Source organism: Pantoea sp. USMM079, from assembly GCF_037153115.1.
Classification (GTDB): Bacteria; Pseudomonadota; Gammaproteobacteria; order Enterobacterales; family Enterobacteriaceae; genus Pantoea; species Pantoea communis.
Genome location: NZ_JBBCKX010000022.1, coordinates 13,777 through 31,703, shown reverse-complemented (window position 1 = coordinate 31,703; position 17,927 = coordinate 13,777). Strand labels below are relative to the sequence as shown.

Genomic DNA, 17,927 nt, shown 5'->3' with positions numbered 1-17,927 from the left:
GGCATCAGAGGATTTTCTTATATCCTGCGCAGTAAGCGTTATATAGCAATTGCAATCTCTGCCGATGAACGTTGTTATGATAGGGCTATTCATTCAGGAGCCATTCATGACAACTCAAAAGATTGCGATAGTGGGCGGCGGCGTCATCGGTTTAGCGGTGGCGCGCGCATTAGCCTTGCAGGGCGTACAGGTTACGATTTTTGAGCAGCAGCATATTGGTGCCGGCACCAGCAGCACCACCTTCGCCTGGGTCAACTCCAATGGTAAACAACCCCTCAGTTATCACCAGCTCAATGCCCTCGCTATGGAAGAACATACTCGTTTGCAGCTTTCGCAAACCAATGGTCTGCGCTGGCTGGAAACCTGTGGTACCTGGGAGTGGGCGTCAGAAGGCGAGGCGCAGCAGAGGCTACTTCAGCGTGTTACCTCCCTGCAATCGCTGGGTTATCCCGCGCATGAGGTGACACCGGATGCGTTGCAGCGTGAAGTGCCGGATCTGCGTTCACAGGCGGTAAGTGGCAGCGTCTGGCATTTCCCAACGGAATCGGTATTGCATCCGGCGCTGTATCTCTCGCGACTCTGGTCTGAAGCGCGTGCCAATGGGGCGGTATTGCATCAACAACATGCGATTGAACGTCTTAGCGAACAAGCTGATGGCGTCACGCTGCATCTGGTAAACGGTGAACAGTGGCAGGGTGATCACGTGGTGATTGCCACCGGGCGCTGGGCCAATCAACTGCTTAACACCCTTAATCTTGATTTGGCGCTGCTCGATACCCGCAAACCCAACGCGGTGGCCTGTAGTTTCCTGGCACGCACGGCGCCACAGCCGCTCTCGCTGGCAACCAATTTAATCTCTCCTCAGCTTAATGTACGCCCGGACGGCGGCGGGCGATTGCTGTTGCAGGCACTGGCGCTGGATGACCTTGCCGACCCTGCTGCCCCACCTTCGTGCCATGGCGATATTGCGCAGGCGTTCCGCGATCGCTACCACGCGTTGTTTGCAGATGCGGGCGAATTGCAGATTGAGAACATTGTGATTGGTCAACGCGCCAGACCGGCGGATGGATTACCTGCCATTGGCTACGTCACGCCTCATCAGCGTGTGTATGTGGCAGTGACACACAGTGGAATCACATTGTCACCGTTGATTGGCAAGCTGGTGGCGCAGGAACTGGTGCAGGATCAGGCCAGTGAGTTACTGGCAGATTTCCGCCCTCAGCGATTGTTAGGCAAAAACGCCAGTGACTTTGCGCCGATTAAGCGCAACTTCCCTGCGGCACAGTAAAGCCATTTTTCCTAAAAATGATATTTTTGTGCCATTTTTGCGTGAGCGAGCAGTTTTAGTTGTTGCGATTATGTTATTACTGATTGCCTAACAACTCTTCTCTATCACAAGGAGGCAGCATGAAAATCGGTATCGTGGGCTATGGAACGGGCGGCAAACACTTTCACGCGCCATTCATTAATGCGGCTGAGGGCGTGGAGTTAGCGGGCATCGTGGCGCGTGCGCCAGCCACTATTGCACGCGTGAGAACGGATTTTCCTGACATTCCGATCTATGCCAGCCTGACCGACATGCTGGCGGCAGGGGTCGATGCCGTCACGATCACGACACCACCGCAAACACGCCGCGAACTGGTGCTGGAAGCGATTGCTGCGGGTGTGGCGGTGATTGCCGACAAACCCTTTGCACCCGACGCGAAAACGGGGCGTGAGTTGGCCAATGCCGCAAAAGCGAAAGGCGTCGTATTGAGCGTGTATCACAACCGTCGTTTTGACCATGATGTGCGCACGCTAAAAAAACTGATTGAGCAAAATCGCGTGGGAAAAGTGTGGCGTATGCATAATCGTATGGATTTTGACGATGCCAATACCCTCGAAGGCGGCGAAACCGGCGGTTTGCTGCGTGATTTAGGCAGTCATATTGTCGATCAGGCGCTGTTCCTGTTGGGGCCGGTAAAATCGGTTTATGCTCAATTGGACATCATCGACCTGCCGGAAGGGCCGACCGACGCCAGTTTTGTGCTGACGCTAACTCATCAAAACGGGACTAAATCCTATCTTTCCGCCACCAAACTGAATCGCTTTGTTTGCCGTGAGTTTCGTCTGTATGGCGATGCCGGTAGCTTTGTTTCACAAGGGACGGATGTGCAGGCGCAGGCCATTTTTGCGGGCCAGCGTCCGGCGGACGATCGGGATGCATGGGGTTATGAGCAGCCTGAGCGCTGGGGCACACTCAATACGCCGCAAGGCTCAGAACGGGTGCCTTCTGAACAAGGTGCCTATCACGCCTATTACGAAGCTTTTGCTCAAGCGGTGCGCGATGGCAGTGAGCCTCCGGTGACGCCAGAGCAGGCGATTGAAGTCCTGGCGGTACTGGATGCTGCTTTTGTTAGCGCACGTGAAAATCGGGTTGTGGAAGTGATTTAAACGGTAGCGCTGCAGCAATGCAGCGCTCCATTCTCTCAACCTTTCCCCATGACACCCTGCTAATATGGCGCTCACGAGATGTTATGTTTAGAGGTCTGTTGTGTCGAATCTGAAATTCCGAAGTGCCACTTTAGCCGATGTTGATCGCTGCTATGCCATTGAAATTAATGCCTACGAAGGCGATGAGGCTGCCACGCGCGAAAAAATCGCAACCCGTATCGCACAGTATCCTCAAGGGTTTATGTGCCTTGAAAATGAGGGTCAAGTCATTGGCTTTATCAATGCAGGTTGCGCCTGGGATGTGGTGATGTCAGATGAGGAATTTAAGGAGTTAATCGGGCACGATCCTGCAGCACCTAACGTGGTGATTATGTCAGTGGTGCTCGATCCGGCCTATCAGGGCAAAGGGTACAGCACACTGATGATGCAACAGTTCATCAAGCTTATGAAGCAGATGGATAAACAGACCATCCATTTGATGTGCAAAACCCATCACGTTGATCTGTATAAGAAGTTCGGCTATCAGTACATCAAACCTTCGGCGTCCGATCACGGCGGCATGGCGTGGCACGAGATGCTGATGACGCTGTGATTATTTTTTAACCAAAAATAATTCATCACCTGATCGCGATCATAAAATTACGCTGAAAACTGCTCAACCATGTCAGTTAAATCACATGCAACGAGGAGGTTATGATGCGTACTACACTGATGACCTTGCCGGAGGTTGCGCGCTATCTTGGCGTGCCCTCCGCCACTTTAGCCTGTGCGATTTGCAATCGTGGCACGCTAGAGAAAGTCCCGCTACCCGCCGCGGTTGACGATACCGCGCCGTTGTCCTGCCGCTGCTGGACGCCACAAGATGTCCGCCAGTTCAGGCTGGCGATGATGCGGGCGCGGCGTGGGCACTGAAGAACAACTGGCGGCTTCAGGCTGCCAGTTTTCGTGCTTATCCAATCAGCGCTTTCGCCTTGGCGCGAATCTCAGCCAGTTCATTCGATGTGACATGGCTTTTTTTCACCGCTTTTCGGACGCGCCAGTCAATGCTGGTCACCTGATCAGCCAGCGCGACACTCTCCCGTGCGCCTGACAGGATGACTTCAAAGGGATAACCCTTGGCCTGAGTGGTGCAGGGTACGCAAAGCAGCATGCCCACTTTGTTGTTATAGGCAAAAGGACTGAGGACGACAGCAGGGTGATGTCCACCCTGCTCGTGCCCCAGTGTAGGGTCAAAATCCAGCCAGATCAGGTCTCCGGCATCGGGTACAAAACGTGAAACCATTAGAGCAATTCCTTGCCAACTGAAGGTCCAAAATCAATTTTTTCATGGACGTTATCTTCAGTGATGCCGTCCAGCAGAGCATCAAGGGAATACTCCTTTTCTCTCACCGGGACAAGTATCAATTTGCCATCTTCCACGCTGAGTTCCAGTTTGTCGTCAACACTGAGCGCAGCAGATTGCATTACGCTGGCAGGGATGCGGATTGAAGGACTATTGCCCCATTTTTTTAACGTCACCGTGGTCATAACCAACCTCCTGCGAAATGTCGATACACTGTATATCATCGTTAAGGTTGATACAACGTAGATACGTCATTACCGCTTGAGCTACCACCTTTAAACGCAGGAAAGCTTATCATCTAAGATAACGTTTTCGTGCTATTAGATACTCCAGTCTCGGTCAACGTCGCCCGCACATGAGGAAGACTTTGCGGGTAATTCTGTTGAATAAACTCAATCATCTTCTCACGCACATAGCAGCGTAAATCCCAGGCGGTTGGGGAGTTTTGTGCGGTCATTAATAAACGAATCGTCATGGTTTTGTCCGTAGTATCAGTCACCTGAAGCACCTGCGTTTGTTGATCCCAAAGTTTGGTTTCACTCAGGACTTTTTCAAAATGCTGACGCAGCGGTTCGAGTGGCATCGAGTAATCAAGATATAGAAATACTGAACCCAATATTTGGGCATTATTGCGCGTCCAGTTCTGGAAGGCGTTCTCGGTAAAGTAGGTAATTGGCAGCACCAGTCGGCGCAGGTCCCAGATACGCACTACAACATAGGTCAGGTTGATCTCCTCAATCCAGCCCCATTCATTTTCAACCACAACAGCGTCATCAATTTTGATCGGTTGTGTGAAGGCGATCTGAATGCCAGCAAACAAATTAACCAGTGATTTCTGCAATGCAAAACCAATAATGATGCCCGCCACCCCAGCTCCGGCAAGGATAGTGGTACCGAATTTTCTCACGCCGGGAATGCTGATAAGAATCAGTGAAAGGCAGAATGACACAAGGAGGACGATCGCGACCTTTTTGACATAAATGATCTGGGTGCGAATCTTCCTGGCGCGCAGGTTGTTTGACAGATTAATATCATAGCGAATAAATAGCATGTCCTGCGCGACGTTGGTCAATCTTATTAAAATCGAGCACAATGACAATATTATGAAAACATTCAGCGTGGGGGTAATGAACGAAAGCGAATCGGGGTGAATATTTACATACTCGGCTCCGACGTTGATTAACATCAGTGGAATAAACAGAAACATTGAACCACGAAGATGCTTCTCAAGTGATTTGAATAATTTCCTGTCGCGATCCTGCCAGTAACGTATAAATCTAAGCAGTAAAAAACGAGCCAGAAAACCTGCTACAAGCGAAAGGGTGACAAGTAACACAGCAGGCACCCATGAAGGGGCGTCAGATAACTCATCAAATATCGATGGCATTATTTTCCCTCATTTTCAGCTGACAATATATCATTGTCAGGTAAATTAAATATTCAGTAACCGTTGTCTGTCCGATTATCTGCTAACTATCTATTCGCTAATAATGAGATTAATTTAATGCCCATCATTGATTCTGATGAAAACAATTTCATCATCATTATCGAGTTTTAATTAAAAATAGTGAATAAACCAACTCACTGAAAGTATAGACGATAATAAGTGTTCTGTGTCAGGAAGGGCGATTGAGGGGGAAATCCGCTGCCCTTAGGCAGCGGTTAATATTTATTGCGTTATTTCGGGGTGTTGAGCGACTAAATTGCGGCGTTTATTTTTCAACTCCTCAATTTGTTCATCAATATCCTCGATGCGCTGCTCAATGCCATCATGATGCTCCTGCAGCAACTCTTTGGCTTCTTCAAGCGAGGAGGCAGCTGGGGTGTCACCATAGAGCGGTTTGTTAGCGGTTTCCCTCACGGTAAAACCGGTCACCACACCGATCGCACCCACTACCATCAGATACCATGCCGGCATATAAAGGTTGCCTGTCACTTCCACTAACCAGGCGGTAAGGGTAGGGGTAATACCCGCAACCAAAATGGAGATGTTATAGGTGCTGGCCAACGCGCTGTAACGCACTTCTGTCGGGAATAGCGCGGGCAGAGTGGAAGCCATTACGCCTATCAGGCAGTTGAGTATAACGGCCTGAATGAGGAGTCCGAAAAAGAGTGCGACTAAACTGTGATGAGTAATCAGCATAAAGGATGGAATGGATAACAGCACCATTGCCACGCTACCAATAATGATAAAGGGACGACGTCCAAATTTATCACTGAGTAATCCCATCACCGGTTGCACAAACAGCATCGCCAGCATGATAACGACAATGATTAAAACGCCACGGTCTTCTGAATAGTGCAGATTGTGGGTCAGGTAACTCGGCACATAAGTCAGCAGCATGTAATAAGCCACGTTGGTGGTGATAACGATGCCGATGCAGGAGATAAGATTTCGCCAGTGTTTGCGTGCAATCTCTTTGAAAGGAACAGAAGGGCCTTCACTCAAACCTTGTTTGGAACCTTCTTCCAGTGAATCCACATGTTTCTGGAATGCTGGGGTCTCTTCGAGCGCATGACGCAGGTAGAGGCCGACCAAACCTAATGGCAATGCCATAAAGAAGGGAATGCGCCAGCCCCAGTCATTGAAGGTTTCCTGGCCCAGGATCGTGGTGAGCAGCACAACCACACCGGCGCCACAGACGAAGCCAACCAGCGAACCAAAATCAAGCCAGCTGCCTAAAAATCCGCGTTTACGATCGGGTGAGTATTCCGCCACAAAGATTGAAGCACCGGTATATTCGCCTCCCACCGAGAATCCCTGAACCATTTTTGCAATCAGCAGCAAGACCGGTGCCCAGAAGCCGATGGTGGCATAGGAAGGAATAAGTCCGATACTGAAGGTGCTGAAGGTCATCAATATGATGGTGATGGCGAGAATCTTCTGACGGCCGTATTTATCACCCAATACGCCAAAGAACATTCCCCCTAGCGGACGAATGATGAACGGAACCGAGAATGTGCCCAAAGCGGCGATGATCTGAATGCCAGGCGAGGCACCCGGGAAAAAAACTTTGCCTAAAACGGCTGCGACATAGCCGTATACCCCAAAATCGAACCACTCCATGGCATTACCCAGAGCGGCGGCGGTAATCGCCTTCTTGAGACGAGCATCATCAATGATTGTCACGTCCTTCAACCGCATCGGTTTAACCTTTTTACGTCTTAAACTAAGCATTACCATTCCCTTAAAAATCAATTTCTTTTGATTGATATCTAGTTATAAACAAACAGTAAAACGTCATAGTGAACCCAGCAAAAGCTGATGATCCTGATACAGCATAGACATAAATTTACAATTTGCCGGGAGAAACCCCGATTTAGCGGTGTTTTTTAGGCTGGGCGTTTGGGCTTGATCGCGAAGATTTAAGACGTAAGGACGGGCGTACTCAGTGGGCAAGACGGACTCACTGATGCTGGTTAAGCTCACAGGCCCCTAGGCATCGTCACTGCGCCTTCATTCCGTGACAGTAGTGAAGGCAACACGATGGGGTGAATAGTATTTGGTCGAGCATGCCAGATAATCGACCTTGTGCTGATGACTAGCGGTATTGCCATAATATGTTGTTTACTGGCAGTCCGTATTCATTCACTCAGGCACTGCGATAAATTTAAAATGAGTGGTTAACATGCAGCTTATTAATTAACAACCGAGATGCCAAGATGCTGCAATATTAATGAGGCCTGGTAGTTGTCCAGCTTCACGCCCTGCATATCAACTTCACGCACATCGATTTCACCTAGCTCCGAGTTTGTCAGATCGCAATAAGTGAAATTGGCAGAAGGCCAGTCAAATGAAGAAAACTCACCGCCTGAGAGATCTGATCCACTGAACGTTGCACCCAGAATATGAGTGCCAATCCAGCGGTTATCCCAGAGTTCACACTTCTCTAAAACCACCTTGGATAAATTGGCGTAGCTGAGGTTGGTTTTGGTGATATATGCACTGCAAAACCAGGTGCGGGTTGTGATCATATTCATAAAGCTGGCACCGCGAAAATCCGCTCCCTGAGCCATACAGCTGCGAATTTCGATACCCAGAGCACTGATGTTTCTAAAATCCGCCATAGACAGATCACAACTATTGAAGATGGCATCCTTTAAGGTGGCTCGGCTGAAATTACATCCTTTCTGGTTTTCACGATCGTAAAAACTGCAGCCGGAAAACTCAGTACCGCTAAGATCTGAAGCAGAAAAATCACAGTTTAAAAAAGAACTGTTTTCAATTTTCTCACCGGTAAACCGATTCTTGCTAATTTTCTCGCCAACCAGAGTTAGGGTCATGATGCTGATCCTGTTTTTTTATACAGTGGTGTGGATGTTAAACTGATTTATAGCCGTGCGTCAAACGACAAAATCTGACTCACCGGCAGCAACACTGGAATTGTCTGCGCTGAAAGAAGTAGGGAACTATATTATTTAGATTAATCTTTTTCAGCGCGAATGACGCTCAGGAATGATTAGATTTCAAGTGCAGCTATAATCGCAGATTCCATTTTCTCTGGCGTGGTGAACGGTGCAAAACGCTTAATAGGTTTGCCGTCACGTCCGATGAGAAATTTAGTGAAGTTCCACTTTATCCAACCGCCCAGCAAGCCGGGTAATTCGTCTTTCAGATAACCAAACACCGGATGCGTAGCCGCTCCGTTGACCTCCACCTTCTCGAACATCGGGAAGCTTACACCGTAGTTAATGTGGCAGGTTTGCGAGATCGCGTCGGCATCGCCGGGCTCCTGCTTACCGAACTGATTGCAAGGGAACCCCAGCACCATCAGCCCCTGGGCGGCATACTTCTTATAAAGCGCTTCAAGGCCTGCGTACTGTGGCGTGAAGCCGCAATGGCTGGCGGTGTTCACTACCAAAACCAGTTTGCCAGCGTAATCAGCCATGGAGATAAGCTGGCCGCTCAGGCTGGTGGCGGTAAGTTGATGGAAAGTGGTCATGTTGGCTTCCTTAAAGCAGAAAACAGTTCGACGTCGACATTACCACGTTGCTTGAAGGCACTGCGTGTCGATTGACGCGATAGATTTATGCCTGGCGGAAAAGCTTTTCACTGCTTATCAGTTTGATACCCGCAGGGCTACTCTCAAGAATACGTTTTTCCTGATCCGAAACCCATCTGACAGTAGACCATCCCTCTTCGGCAGATAGTGCGTTCTGAATTTTTGTGATGAGTGCATCGGCCTGATGACTTTCACAGTCAAGATTACCGACCAGGTTGTTATTGAGGTACACGCTGAGGCGGTGTGTCGTGATCATTGCCTTAGTTTCCTGTTGGCCAGAAGTGATCATCTGGGAGCGAGCGGGTACCAAAAATGGCCTGACCTACGCGCACAACATTGGCGCCTTCTTCGATAGCGATTTCGAAATCACCCGACATCCCCATCGACAGCTGCAAATGGCCATACACATCAGCAAGTCCATCGCGCAGTTTCCTCAAACGGATAAAGCAGGCCCGCACACGATCGGCATCTGAGGTGAATTCTGCCAATGTCATCAGCCCCTTAATATGCAGATTCTTGAGCGGACTTATGTGCGACATGAAGTTCGCCACCTGTTCAGGAACCAAACCATATTTGCTCGGTTCAGCAGATGTATTCACCTGCACAAACACCTCCAGCGTGCGGCCTTCAAGCTGTAAACGCCGATCCAGTATCACTGCCGTGTTGAGTGAGTCCAGAGCCTGAAATTCACTGGCAAATCTGGCAACCAGTTTGGCTTTGTTGGACTGAAGATGACCAATCACAGACCATTTCAAGTCAGTGAGATCTGACATGGCCTGCGATTTCCCCCATGCTTCCTGCACTTTGTTTTCACCCAGCAACTTACATCCGGCTTGATGCGCCAGACGGATATGGTTTTCATCCATGGTTTTACTGACGGGTAGCAGGCGAACGTCAGATACATCACGCCCCGCGCGCAGGCAAGCTGCATCGATTCGGGATTGCACGGCGGCCAAATTGTCGATGAAATCCTGCACACTCTCTGCGCGCGGCCAACGATTATGCATGTCGTGACGGGGCTGAGTGTCAGGATTTAAGGTTTTGATTTCGGTGTTTTTCATGGCGTATAGACAAGCGCTCAGCAGTCAATTAACATTGACCTAGGCTAAACTTTTATTTGTACCAGATCAATGAAGATAAACGGAAAAACAGCGGGTGATATTTTCGATCAGATCCGCGCAAAGATTCAGGCGGGTGAACTCGCGCCCGGCACGATGCTTCCTACACTACGTGATTTAGCCGGTGAGTTGGGCATTAATCGCAACACGGTTGCTCTGGCTTATAAGCGCCTCACGGATGCAGGTTTTGTCCTGTCCAGAGGCAGAAACGGCACCATTGTGCGTGAACTGTTCGCGACGATTGATATTGAAGGCAGCGCACCGGGCCTGGCGATACGCGATCTCGCCAGTGGCAATCCTGCAGCTTCGGTTCTTCCCTCTGTTAACCAACTTGTTACGCATATTCAAAATACACCGGGTTTGTACGGCGAACCGGAAATCCGGCCTGAACTTGAGGCGGCAGGTCTCGAATGGCTACAACCCGATCTCAATGTTCCCTTTGAATTAAATCTGACCAACGGTGCGGTTGATGCGGTTGAGAGGGTGCTTGCCAGTTACCTGATCGCGGGCGATCGCGTGGCGGTTGAAGATCCCTGCTTCCTCAGCAGCATCAGTACCTTGCGGCACAACCGGCTTCAGGCTGCGCCTGTCGCCATGGATGCGGAAGGAATGCAGATTGAGGCGCTGTCACGCCAACTGACTGCAGGGGTTCAAGCGGTGATCATTACCCCACGCGCCCAAAATCCAACTGGCTTTGGCCTGAGCGCTGGCAGGGCTGAGGGCATACGCTCTTTGCTGGCAAGTTATCCGCAGGTACTGGTGATTGTGGATGACCACTTTTCTCTGCTCTCAACCCAGGATTATCACCATATTGTTCCGGCAAATACCCGTAACTGGGTGCTCATCCGCTCCCTGTCGAAGTTTCTTGGTCCTGATATGCGCATGGCCTTTGTTGCCAGCGATGAAGAAACGTCACAACGTCTGCGTCAACGCCTGAATGCCGGGACAAACTGGGTCAGCCATATTCTGCAGGATATGGCTGCGGGCCATATGCGTTCGCCTGACTTTCAGCAATCCATTCTGGCCGCACGCGGGCGCTATTTGGGCCAACGAGAATTGCTGGTCAGCGCGTTGAAACAGCACGGCGTCACTGTTTCAGAACATCACGACGGCTTAAACGTGTGGGTTCCTTTAGCGCACAACAGTGCGGCAACGGTGATGCAAATGGCACAACGCGGCTGGCTGGTTCGGGGCGGAGAAGGGTTCATGCTGGACAGCACGCGTTCAGGGTTACGGATCACCGTCTCTGAGCTTGATGCACCCGAAACTGAATTAATCGCAAAATCCCTGGCCGGGATTCTGTCACAGCAGGGTCAGATTCAGGCTACCAATAAGGTCTGAACAGGCCAGAACATTACTCATGGAGTTCTCTGCAATGCGCGTACATTTCATCGTACATGAAGATTTTGAAACACCCGGCGCCTACGAAACATGGGCCATTAATCACGGCCATGATGTGTCTTACTCGCGGGTTTACGCCGGTGATAAGTTGCCAGGAGACGCGGAAGGTATCGATTTTCTGATTGTGATGGGAGGGCCACAAGATCCCTCCACCACACTAGCTGAATGCCCGCACTTTGATGCGAAAGGTGAACAGGCGTTGATTGTTTCGGCGATTCAAACCGGTAAAGCCGTTATCGGTATTTGCCTGGGATCACAACTGATTGGTGAAGCGCTTGGCGCGCCGTTCGCACATAGCCCTGAAAAAGAGATTGGTAAATACCCAATCACACTGACGGAAGAGGGTAGCAAGGATGAGATGTTCACTCACTTTGCCAGCACGCTGGAAGTAGGGCACTGGCACAACGACATGCCGGGATTGACGGCAGAGGCAAAAATCATTGCTTATAGCCAAGGTTGCCCGCGCCAGATCGTTGCCTATTCCGATCGCGTTTATGGTTTCCAGTGTCATATGGAATTAACGCGGGAGGTCGTTGAAATGTTGATCGCGCATTCTGAGAATGACCTGAGCCGTGCAGCTGAATACCGCTTTGTTAACACGCCAGAAGAACTTCGTGCACACGACTACAGCGAGATGAATGAAGTGCTATTTGGCTTTTTAGATAAGTTAGAAGCTCGTTATAAATCAGCATAAGCACTGAATACTTCAGGCTAACTGTGCCTGGCATTCTTTCTGCTCTATTAATTAATAACGCTGCCCGGCGATTTTACGCGGGGCAGCGTTATTTCAGTCAGATATCAGCACTTAATTAGCGGTGAAGGAGTGCCATTGAATGGCACTCTGCTAAACGTCAGCGAAATTACAACTGCGGACCTGCCTGCGCAATACGCGCACCGGCCTCGTTGTTGCTGTACTGTTTGAAGTTATTGATAAACAGCTGTGCCAGTTTCTCGGCCGCTTCCTGCCACTCTGCCGGGGATGCCCAGCCGTTACGCGGATCGAGTGTGTTCACATCGACGCCAGCAATCTCCTGCGGAATGGCGAGGCCAAAGATCGGCAGTGTTTCTTCACGCATTGCGCCAGTTTCCCCTTCGAGGATGGCGTTGACGATCTGGCGCGTATCTTTCAGCGACAAACGTTGGCCTGCACCGTTCCAGCCGGTATTCACCAGCCACACTTCAGCACCGCTTTGTGCAACTTTCTCCTGTAACACGTCCGCGTACTGCGTTGGGTGTAGCATCAGGAAAGCAGCGCCATAACAAGCTGAGAACGTCGGCGTCGGGGCGGTAATGCCGCGCTCGGTGCCCGCCAGCTTGGAGGTGAAGCCAGAAAGGAAGTGATACTGCATCTGCTCTGGCGTCAAACGTGAAACCGGAGGGAGCACGCCAAATCCGTCCGCTGCAAGGAAGATAATGCGTGAAGGGTGATCCGCGCGAGACACCGGCTGCACGATATTCTCGATGTGCGACAGTGGATAAGAGACGCGTGTGTTCTCGGTTTTGCTGCCATCGGCATAATCCACACTGCCATCTTTACGAACGACAACGTTTTCCAGCAGCGCGTTACGGCGGATAGCACCATAAATTTCCGGTTCAGATTCCGCTTTCAGATTGATGGTCTTGGCATAGCAGCCGCCTTCAAAATTGAATACGCCGTCAGCATCCCAGCCGTGCTCATCATCACCAATGAGCTGGCGACGCGGATCGGTCGACAGTGTGGTTTTTCCGGTACCGGAGAGGCCAAAGAACAGCGCCACATCGTCTTTTTCACCCCGGTTTGCTGAGCAGTGCATGGACGCGATACCCTTCAGCGGCAGCAGGTAGTTCATCACTGAGAACATCCCTTTTTTCATTTCGCCGCCGTACCAGGTCCCGCCAATCAGCTGGATATTCTCTGTCAGGTTGAAGGCAACAAAGTTCTCCGAGTTTAACCCTTGCTCCTGCCACTGCGGATTGACGCAACCGGCGCCATTAATCACCGTGAAGTCCGGGTTAAAGCTTGCCAGCTCTTCGTCGGTCGGGGCGATAAACATATTTTTGACAAAGTGCGCCTGCCAGGCCACCTCAGTGACAAAACGCACGGCCAGACGGGTATCGGCACTCGCGCCACACCAGGCATCCACGATATACAGCGCTTTGGCAGACAGGTGATCGGCGACCAGCGTTTTCAGATGCGCCCACACGTCAGTCGACATCGGTTTGTTATCGTTGCGCCCCAGGCCAGCATCCGACCACCACAGGGTATCTCGCGTCACATCGTCGCGAACGATGTACTTATCGCGTGGAGAGCGGCCCGTGAACTCGCCGGTATCAACCGTCACCGCACCAGACGTCGTCACAATTCCGCGCGCCGGGCCTTTAAGCTCGGCTGACGTTTCATGCTCGAATAGCAATTCGTAATTCGGGTTGTAGATGATCTCGCTGACATCGTTGATGCCAAGGCTTGAGAGATGTTGCATGACAGATTTAATTGCGCTCATAAAATACCCTGACTCATTGGATGATTGGCGAGGCGGCTAGGGCCGACCCGAATAGGGGATGGATAGTAGCACTGGCTTTTTGATGCAGAAATTGCATATAAATCATTTGTCATGTAAAAAATGCATAGAGTTGGGGGCTGCAATTGGAGCAAAGACGTGCTAAGTAATCTCGAAGTGAAGTGGTTCTATGATGTGATTGCATTAGAAGAATGCCGCAGCTTTACGCTTGCGGCAGAGAGACGAAATATTTCGCAATCCTCGTTTAGCAGAAGGATTCAGGCACTCGAATCGAACCTGGGTTTCAGCGTATTTAATCGTGAAGTGAATCCGCCGCAGTTGACGCCTCAAGGCAGAATCTTTGTCGGCTATGCCAGAAATATGCTCGATGATATGGACTTCCAGATCAGCCGCATTAAGGGTGAAGATAAGTTAAAGCAAAGTATCCGGATCGATGCGGCGCCTTCGCTTTCCGTCCTGCTGCTGCCCGATATACTGGCGGATTACCGTGACAGCCCTGATAAAGTTTTCTTTGTTGAATCGATTAACGTCAACGATGCCGTATTTAACCTGAAAGAGGGGAAAAGTGATTTTATCCTGTCCTTTTATAATGAAGAGCTGATGAATTATCCGTTTATCAATCACAAAATTTTCGATTCCGCGCTGCACCTGGTTTCACCCTGTGACCAGCACGGTAAGCCGATTTTCTCCATCAATGGCGACACACTGCCGCTGGTCAAGTATGCCAATGACAGTTATATGGGGCGTCAGGTCAATCAGGTTATTGATCGCATACCCAATACCACCTTCATTCTGACCTTCGTTTCATCGATGAGCGAGTTGCTGAAGAGAATGATCCTGAAAGGCGATGCCGTTGGCTGGCTGCCGGATTACTCGATTCAGCGTGAATTGGAGGAGAGAAGGCTGGCGATCATGGATCACAGCCTTTCGCTGAAGATTTCGGCTTATGTTTATCGCTCAGGTGCACGCTTAAATCTGACGGCGGAACGCTTCTGGCGCTATGTGAAAGGGCGGAATATTGAGGGTTGATGGTGGTATGGTCTTAAAACAGGATGTTAAAGGCAGATTTAAGTCATTTTATTTATTGTGCCATTACCATTTCGATATTTCCCATAACTCATTTAATCTTAAGCAAATTCCAGCATTTTCAATTAATGAAAACTCGGTAGCATCGGAAAACACATAAGGTGCTTCAAGTATTGCCCTCGGGCAACATGCTTCTGGCAGTGACGCGCCCATAACCTTCAATGTCTCTGTGAGTTGTAAATGTGCCAGATGAGCCCTGACAGACAGGTTAGGCATTGAGACAGGCTTATCAATAAATTCGCCACTGCTAACAATCCAGTCAAGGGCGTTTTTTATTACTCCGGTGACACCATGTGCATATTCCGGGCTGACTAATAACACCATGTCCGCCCTGGATAGTGCATATCTCCAGTGCTCAACTGCTGAATTCTGTGTATTTTCATCATCAACATTAAATAGAGGGAGTTTATCCAGCGAGTCATATATTTCAAATGTGATTCCCACTGGGCTAAGCAGAGACATGGCCTGTAAAAAACAGTGTTCAACGATGCAGCACGAAGACTGCCAGAAATGCCTAATACATACTTTCCATTACTCATCAAACTGCGCCTCTGAAATTTATTCTGTATAAGCCAGAACACTAAATGAGAAAATACTGCCTATTTCTTTAAAATCTTAACTTACTCTACGAGAGTCGATACCTGTCATCATCTGTTTCATTACGCAACGATACCAGCGCCGCTTCAACCTCAACTTTACTTAAAGGCATCTTCCCCGCATCGAAAGCAAGGTGAAATAGCATTTTTCCAGCAAGGAGACAAATTGGCCAGGGAAATAGCCGTCCCTTGCATACCCTATGATTTAAGATGCGTATGGCTTATTGAACAGTTGCCCACATTCGAACTATTGTCAGTGATATGCTTTTGAATGTCACTTAATATGTCCTGTTAAATCTTTAATTTTCATGAAGTTAACGATTAATTCGCATCTTCGTTTTGAATTTTAAGTTTCCCCAGTGATCCCACCAATAATGCGCACAACCCGTTTAGCTTCGGTCCCATCGGGATCTAAATCAGGATCATAAATAGTCACCGTAATGCCGCAACAGCGGGTAGAGTTGAACAGCACCTGACAGATACTCACCAGGGTTTGCGAAGTCAACCCTGGTGTGCCGGGGCAGTCTACGGCGGCCATTTCGGCACTATCCAGTACATCCAGATCGAGATGAATCCAGTAGGGTATTTCAGGAAAGCGATTCAGTCGTTCGAATATTCTGTCAATGAGTTGCTGATTTGATAACTTCAGCGCGTCAAAAATAGTGATACGGCGTATATCAGTGTCGGCAATATCTGGCCATTCGTAATCGACAAGCTGCGATTCACGCTCACCCACTTGAACCACTGCGTGATCTGCAATGAGCGCTCCTTCAAAATCAGGCCATTGAGTGAGTAAAGCTTCCCCTCGACCCGTGACCAACGCCAGATCCATTCCGGCTGCTGCACCGGGTCGCCCGGCGTAAGGGCGTGCCCAATTTCCAGGATGGCGGAAATCACTATGGCCATCAATATGTACCAGTGCCAGCGGTCCCAGTTGACGCCGACTGCCCAAAATGACACCCGGCAAAATAGCGCAATCACCCCCAACTACAATCGGTTTAAGGTTCAATCGGTGTGATGCTTCGACTTCGTCCGCCAATTGCAAATTAAGCCGTCTGAGCTTGTGACCATTTAGGATGTCGGTATCGGGTTCAGCCTCAGGGCTATAGGGAGGGCAAGGAACCGTCACAATCTCATAGTCTGAGAAGACGTTCCTGAGCCCATGCTGCATCAGGATCTCAGGGGCACGGAATGTGCCTGGAATATGCCCTTCATACAATGGATTAAGGCCGAGATTGGACGGAACAAGAATGATTTTCTTCATCACTTCGCCTCGGGTTACACGGATTAGCTTAACTCTAGCTGACCTTGTTGAGAGACAGATGATTTGACACAGGTTGCAGTGGAAGAGTGCCCTGACAGAATGGCTGGTGGCCTGGTTTGCGGAAAAGCGCTGGTAAGGTCGGAATCCTAGGCATAGTGATGTGGTTAAGCGGCTGCAGCGGCCTGAAGCCCGCTCAAGCCGTTTGCATCACCAGACCTCGAGCATTGCGGCGCAGGTGGTCAATTTTACGACTTCATCAATCGCTGCAGCGATGCCGCACTCTGCTCATCATCCGGTACATACACCAGCAGGCGGTCGCCGTTGCGTGAAGCAGACCACCAGTTATTCTGGCGCAGCGTCATTTCACCGACTTCCTCGCGGTAAAAACGCTTCAGCCGATTTTCCACCTTGCCCAGTTCGTAGCGTTGCCAGGTTTGGGCAAATTCATCCGAGCTATTCAGCAAACGAGCGAGAAAACTCTCCCAGTGTGGATCGCCAAGGTGTTCGCCCATCTGTCCACGAAACATCGCCACCATCTGCGGCATCACGTCTTCCCAGTCATTAATCGCTTTGCGCCAGCCGGGATGATTAAACGCCAGCCAGATGCAGTTGCGATCCTCCACGGCGATCTCCGCAAGATCCACGCCCATCAATGCACACCAGGCGGCGTTATAGCCAAGAATATCGAAACGCGGTGTTTCGATAATCGCCGGTAACTGAATCGCATCCAGCATCTGCTGATTATGTGCCGCGATTTTGCAGCAGGCAGCGGCCACCCGCACCGAGGGCAACGAGTGTCCGGCAAGGGAAAACAGATGCTGCGTCTCGACATCGTTGCACTGCAATGCCGTGGCAATGGCCGTCAGGGTTTTCGGCGAGGCTTTGATATCGCGTCCCTGTTCCAGCCACGTATACCAGGTCACGCCCACATCCGCTAACTGCGCCACTTCCTCACGGCGTAATCCGGGCGTGCGACGCTGACGCATATGCGGCAAGCCCAGACGGTTAGGATCGAGACTTTCACGACGCGTGCGTAAAAAAGTGCCAAGTAGTTTTCGATTGTTGTGTTCAGCCGTGACGGGGGCAGTAGCCGTGCTCATGAGCAGATCTCCAAACGAGACGGGTAGTATTTATACCATGATAAACAAGAACTGGTACCCGTTTAATAGTTAGGTGATGCTATGCC

Annotated in this window: 19 protein-coding genes; 7 read left to right on the top strand and 12 right to left on the bottom strand. The window is 50.1% G+C overall.

The genetic code is table 11. The features are described from left to right. The first annotated feature begins 106 nt into the window (after positions 1-106). The 4 genes from WFP70_RS21120 (at position 107) to WFP70_RS21105 (ending at position 3,345) form a co-directional block, all read left to right on the top strand. The gene (locus WFP70_RS21120) at positions 107-1,288 is read left to right on the top strand and encodes an NAD(P)/FAD-dependent oxidoreductase (protein ID WP_337024328.1); all 1,182 of its coding nucleotides are present in this window, start codon (positions 107-109) and stop codon (positions 1,286-1,288) included. 119 nt (positions 1,289-1,407) lie between these two features. After that, positions 1,408-2,433: a Gfo/Idh/MocA family protein gene (locus WFP70_RS21115; protein WP_337024327.1), complete on the top strand. Its 1,026-nt coding sequence runs from the start codon at positions 1,408-1,410 to the stop codon at positions 2,431-2,433. A 100-nt stretch (positions 2,434-2,533) separates the two neighbouring features. Then, a complete protein-coding gene (locus WFP70_RS21110; RefSeq protein WP_337024326.1) occupies positions 2,534-3,025 on the top strand; it encodes a GNAT family N-acetyltransferase in 492 nt (163 codons plus the stop codon). A gap of 101 nt (positions 3,026-3,126) precedes the next feature. Further along, positions 3,127-3,345 carry a hypothetical protein gene (locus WFP70_RS21105; RefSeq protein WP_409566158.1) on the top strand — a complete coding sequence of 73 codons (219 nt, stop codon included), beginning with the start codon at positions 3,127-3,129 and terminating at the stop codon, positions 3,343-3,345. A 37-nt stretch (positions 3,346-3,382) separates the two neighbouring features. Here WFP70_RS21105 and mazF read toward each other — a convergent pair whose 3' ends face one another. The 8 genes from mazF to WFP70_RS21065 form a co-directional block, all read right to left on the bottom strand. After that, positions 3,383-3,715, bottom strand: coding sequence for an endoribonuclease MazF (gene mazF / locus WFP70_RS21100; protein ID WP_337024325.1), 333 nt, complete (start codon positions 3,713-3,715; stop codon positions 3,383-3,385). Continuing rightward, positions 3,715-3,960, bottom strand: a complete 246-nt coding sequence (locus WFP70_RS21095; RefSeq protein ID WP_058961633.1) for an AbrB/MazE/SpoVT family DNA-binding domain-containing protein — start codon at positions 3,958-3,960, stop codon at positions 3,715-3,717. The genes mazF and WFP70_RS21095 overlap by 1 nt, the downstream gene beginning before the upstream one ends. 113 nt (positions 3,961-4,073) lie before the next feature. Continuing rightward, positions 4,074-5,162 carry a mechanosensitive ion channel family protein gene (locus tag WFP70_RS21090; protein WP_097118754.1) on the bottom strand — a complete coding sequence of 363 codons (1,089 nt, stop codon included), beginning with the start codon at positions 5,160-5,162 and terminating at the stop codon, positions 4,074-4,076. Between the two features lie 282 nt (positions 5,163-5,444). Beyond that, complete coding sequence (gene proP, locus WFP70_RS21085) at positions 5,445-6,953, bottom strand: glycine betaine/L-proline transporter ProP (RefSeq protein WP_160834133.1); 1,509 nt, start codon at positions 6,951-6,953, stop codon at positions 5,445-5,447. A 461-nt stretch (positions 6,954-7,414) separates the two neighbouring features. Next, on the bottom strand, positions 7,415-8,059 hold the full coding sequence (locus WFP70_RS21080; protein WP_337024324.1) for a Qnr family pentapeptide repeat protein: 645 nt from the start codon (positions 8,057-8,059) through the stop codon (positions 7,415-7,417). Between the two features lie 176 nt (positions 8,060-8,235). After that, positions 8,236-8,718 carry a glutathione peroxidase gene (locus WFP70_RS21075; protein ID WP_337024323.1) on the bottom strand — a complete coding sequence of 161 codons (483 nt, stop codon included), beginning with the start codon at positions 8,716-8,718 and terminating at the stop codon, positions 8,236-8,238. A gap of 85 nt (positions 8,719-8,803) precedes the next feature. After that, positions 8,804-9,034: a hypothetical protein gene (locus tag WFP70_RS21070; protein ID WP_337024322.1), complete on the bottom strand. Its 231-nt coding sequence runs from the start codon at positions 9,032-9,034 to the stop codon at positions 8,804-8,806. 4 nt (positions 9,035-9,038) lie between these two features. After that, complete coding sequence (locus WFP70_RS21065; RefSeq protein ID WP_337024321.1) at positions 9,039-9,839, bottom strand: YggS family pyridoxal phosphate-dependent enzyme; 801 nt, start codon at positions 9,837-9,839, stop codon at positions 9,039-9,041. Positions 9,840-9,908: 69 nt separating this feature from the next. On the opposite strand from WFP70_RS21065, the gene ptsJ reads away from it, so the two are divergent. Together ptsJ and WFP70_RS21055 are read left to right on the top strand one after the other, a co-directional pair. After that, positions 9,909-11,237 carry a MocR-like B6 salvage transcription factor PtsJ gene (ptsJ, locus tag WFP70_RS21060; protein WP_337024320.1) on the top strand — a complete coding sequence of 443 codons (1,329 nt, stop codon included), beginning with the start codon at positions 9,909-9,911 and terminating at the stop codon, positions 11,235-11,237. Between the two features lie 34 nt (positions 11,238-11,271). Continuing rightward, positions 11,272-11,991, top strand: a complete 720-nt coding sequence (locus tag WFP70_RS21055; RefSeq protein ID WP_337024319.1) for a type 1 glutamine amidotransferase — start codon at positions 11,272-11,274, stop codon at positions 11,989-11,991. Between the two features lie 166 nt (positions 11,992-12,157). On the opposite strand, the gene pckA is transcribed toward WFP70_RS21055, so the two are convergent. Then, positions 12,158-13,777, bottom strand: a complete 1,620-nt coding sequence (pckA, locus tag WFP70_RS21050) for a phosphoenolpyruvate carboxykinase (ATP) (RefSeq protein WP_337024318.1) — start codon at positions 13,775-13,777, stop codon at positions 12,158-12,160. Positions 13,778-13,933: 156 nt separating this feature from the next. Between pckA and WFP70_RS21045 the strand changes: the two genes are divergently transcribed. Continuing rightward, entirely contained in the window at positions 13,934-14,824 is an 891-nt protein-coding gene (locus WFP70_RS21045) for a LysR family transcriptional regulator (RefSeq protein ID WP_160867025.1), read from the top strand. Positions 14,825-14,887: 63 nt separating this feature from the next. Here the strand turns inward: WFP70_RS21045 and WFP70_RS21040 are convergent, their stop codons facing one another. From WFP70_RS21040 to WFP70_RS21030, 3 genes are all read right to left on the bottom strand, one after another. After that, positions 14,888-15,343 (bottom strand): NADPH-dependent FMN reductase, encoded by a 456-nt coding sequence (locus tag WFP70_RS21040; RefSeq protein ID WP_337024317.1) that lies wholly within the window; start codon positions 15,341-15,343, stop codon positions 14,888-14,890. Positions 15,344-15,823: 480 nt separating this feature from the next. Further along, a complete protein-coding gene (locus WFP70_RS21035; protein WP_034828959.1) occupies positions 15,824-16,741 on the bottom strand; it encodes an arginase family protein in 918 nt (305 codons plus the stop codon). A 245-nt stretch (positions 16,742-16,986) separates the two neighbouring features. Continuing rightward, on the bottom strand, positions 16,987-17,841 hold the full coding sequence (locus WFP70_RS21030; protein ID WP_337024316.1) for a helix-turn-helix transcriptional regulator: 855 nt from the start codon (positions 17,839-17,841) through the stop codon (positions 16,987-16,989). Positions 17,842-17,927 lie beyond the last annotated feature (86 nt).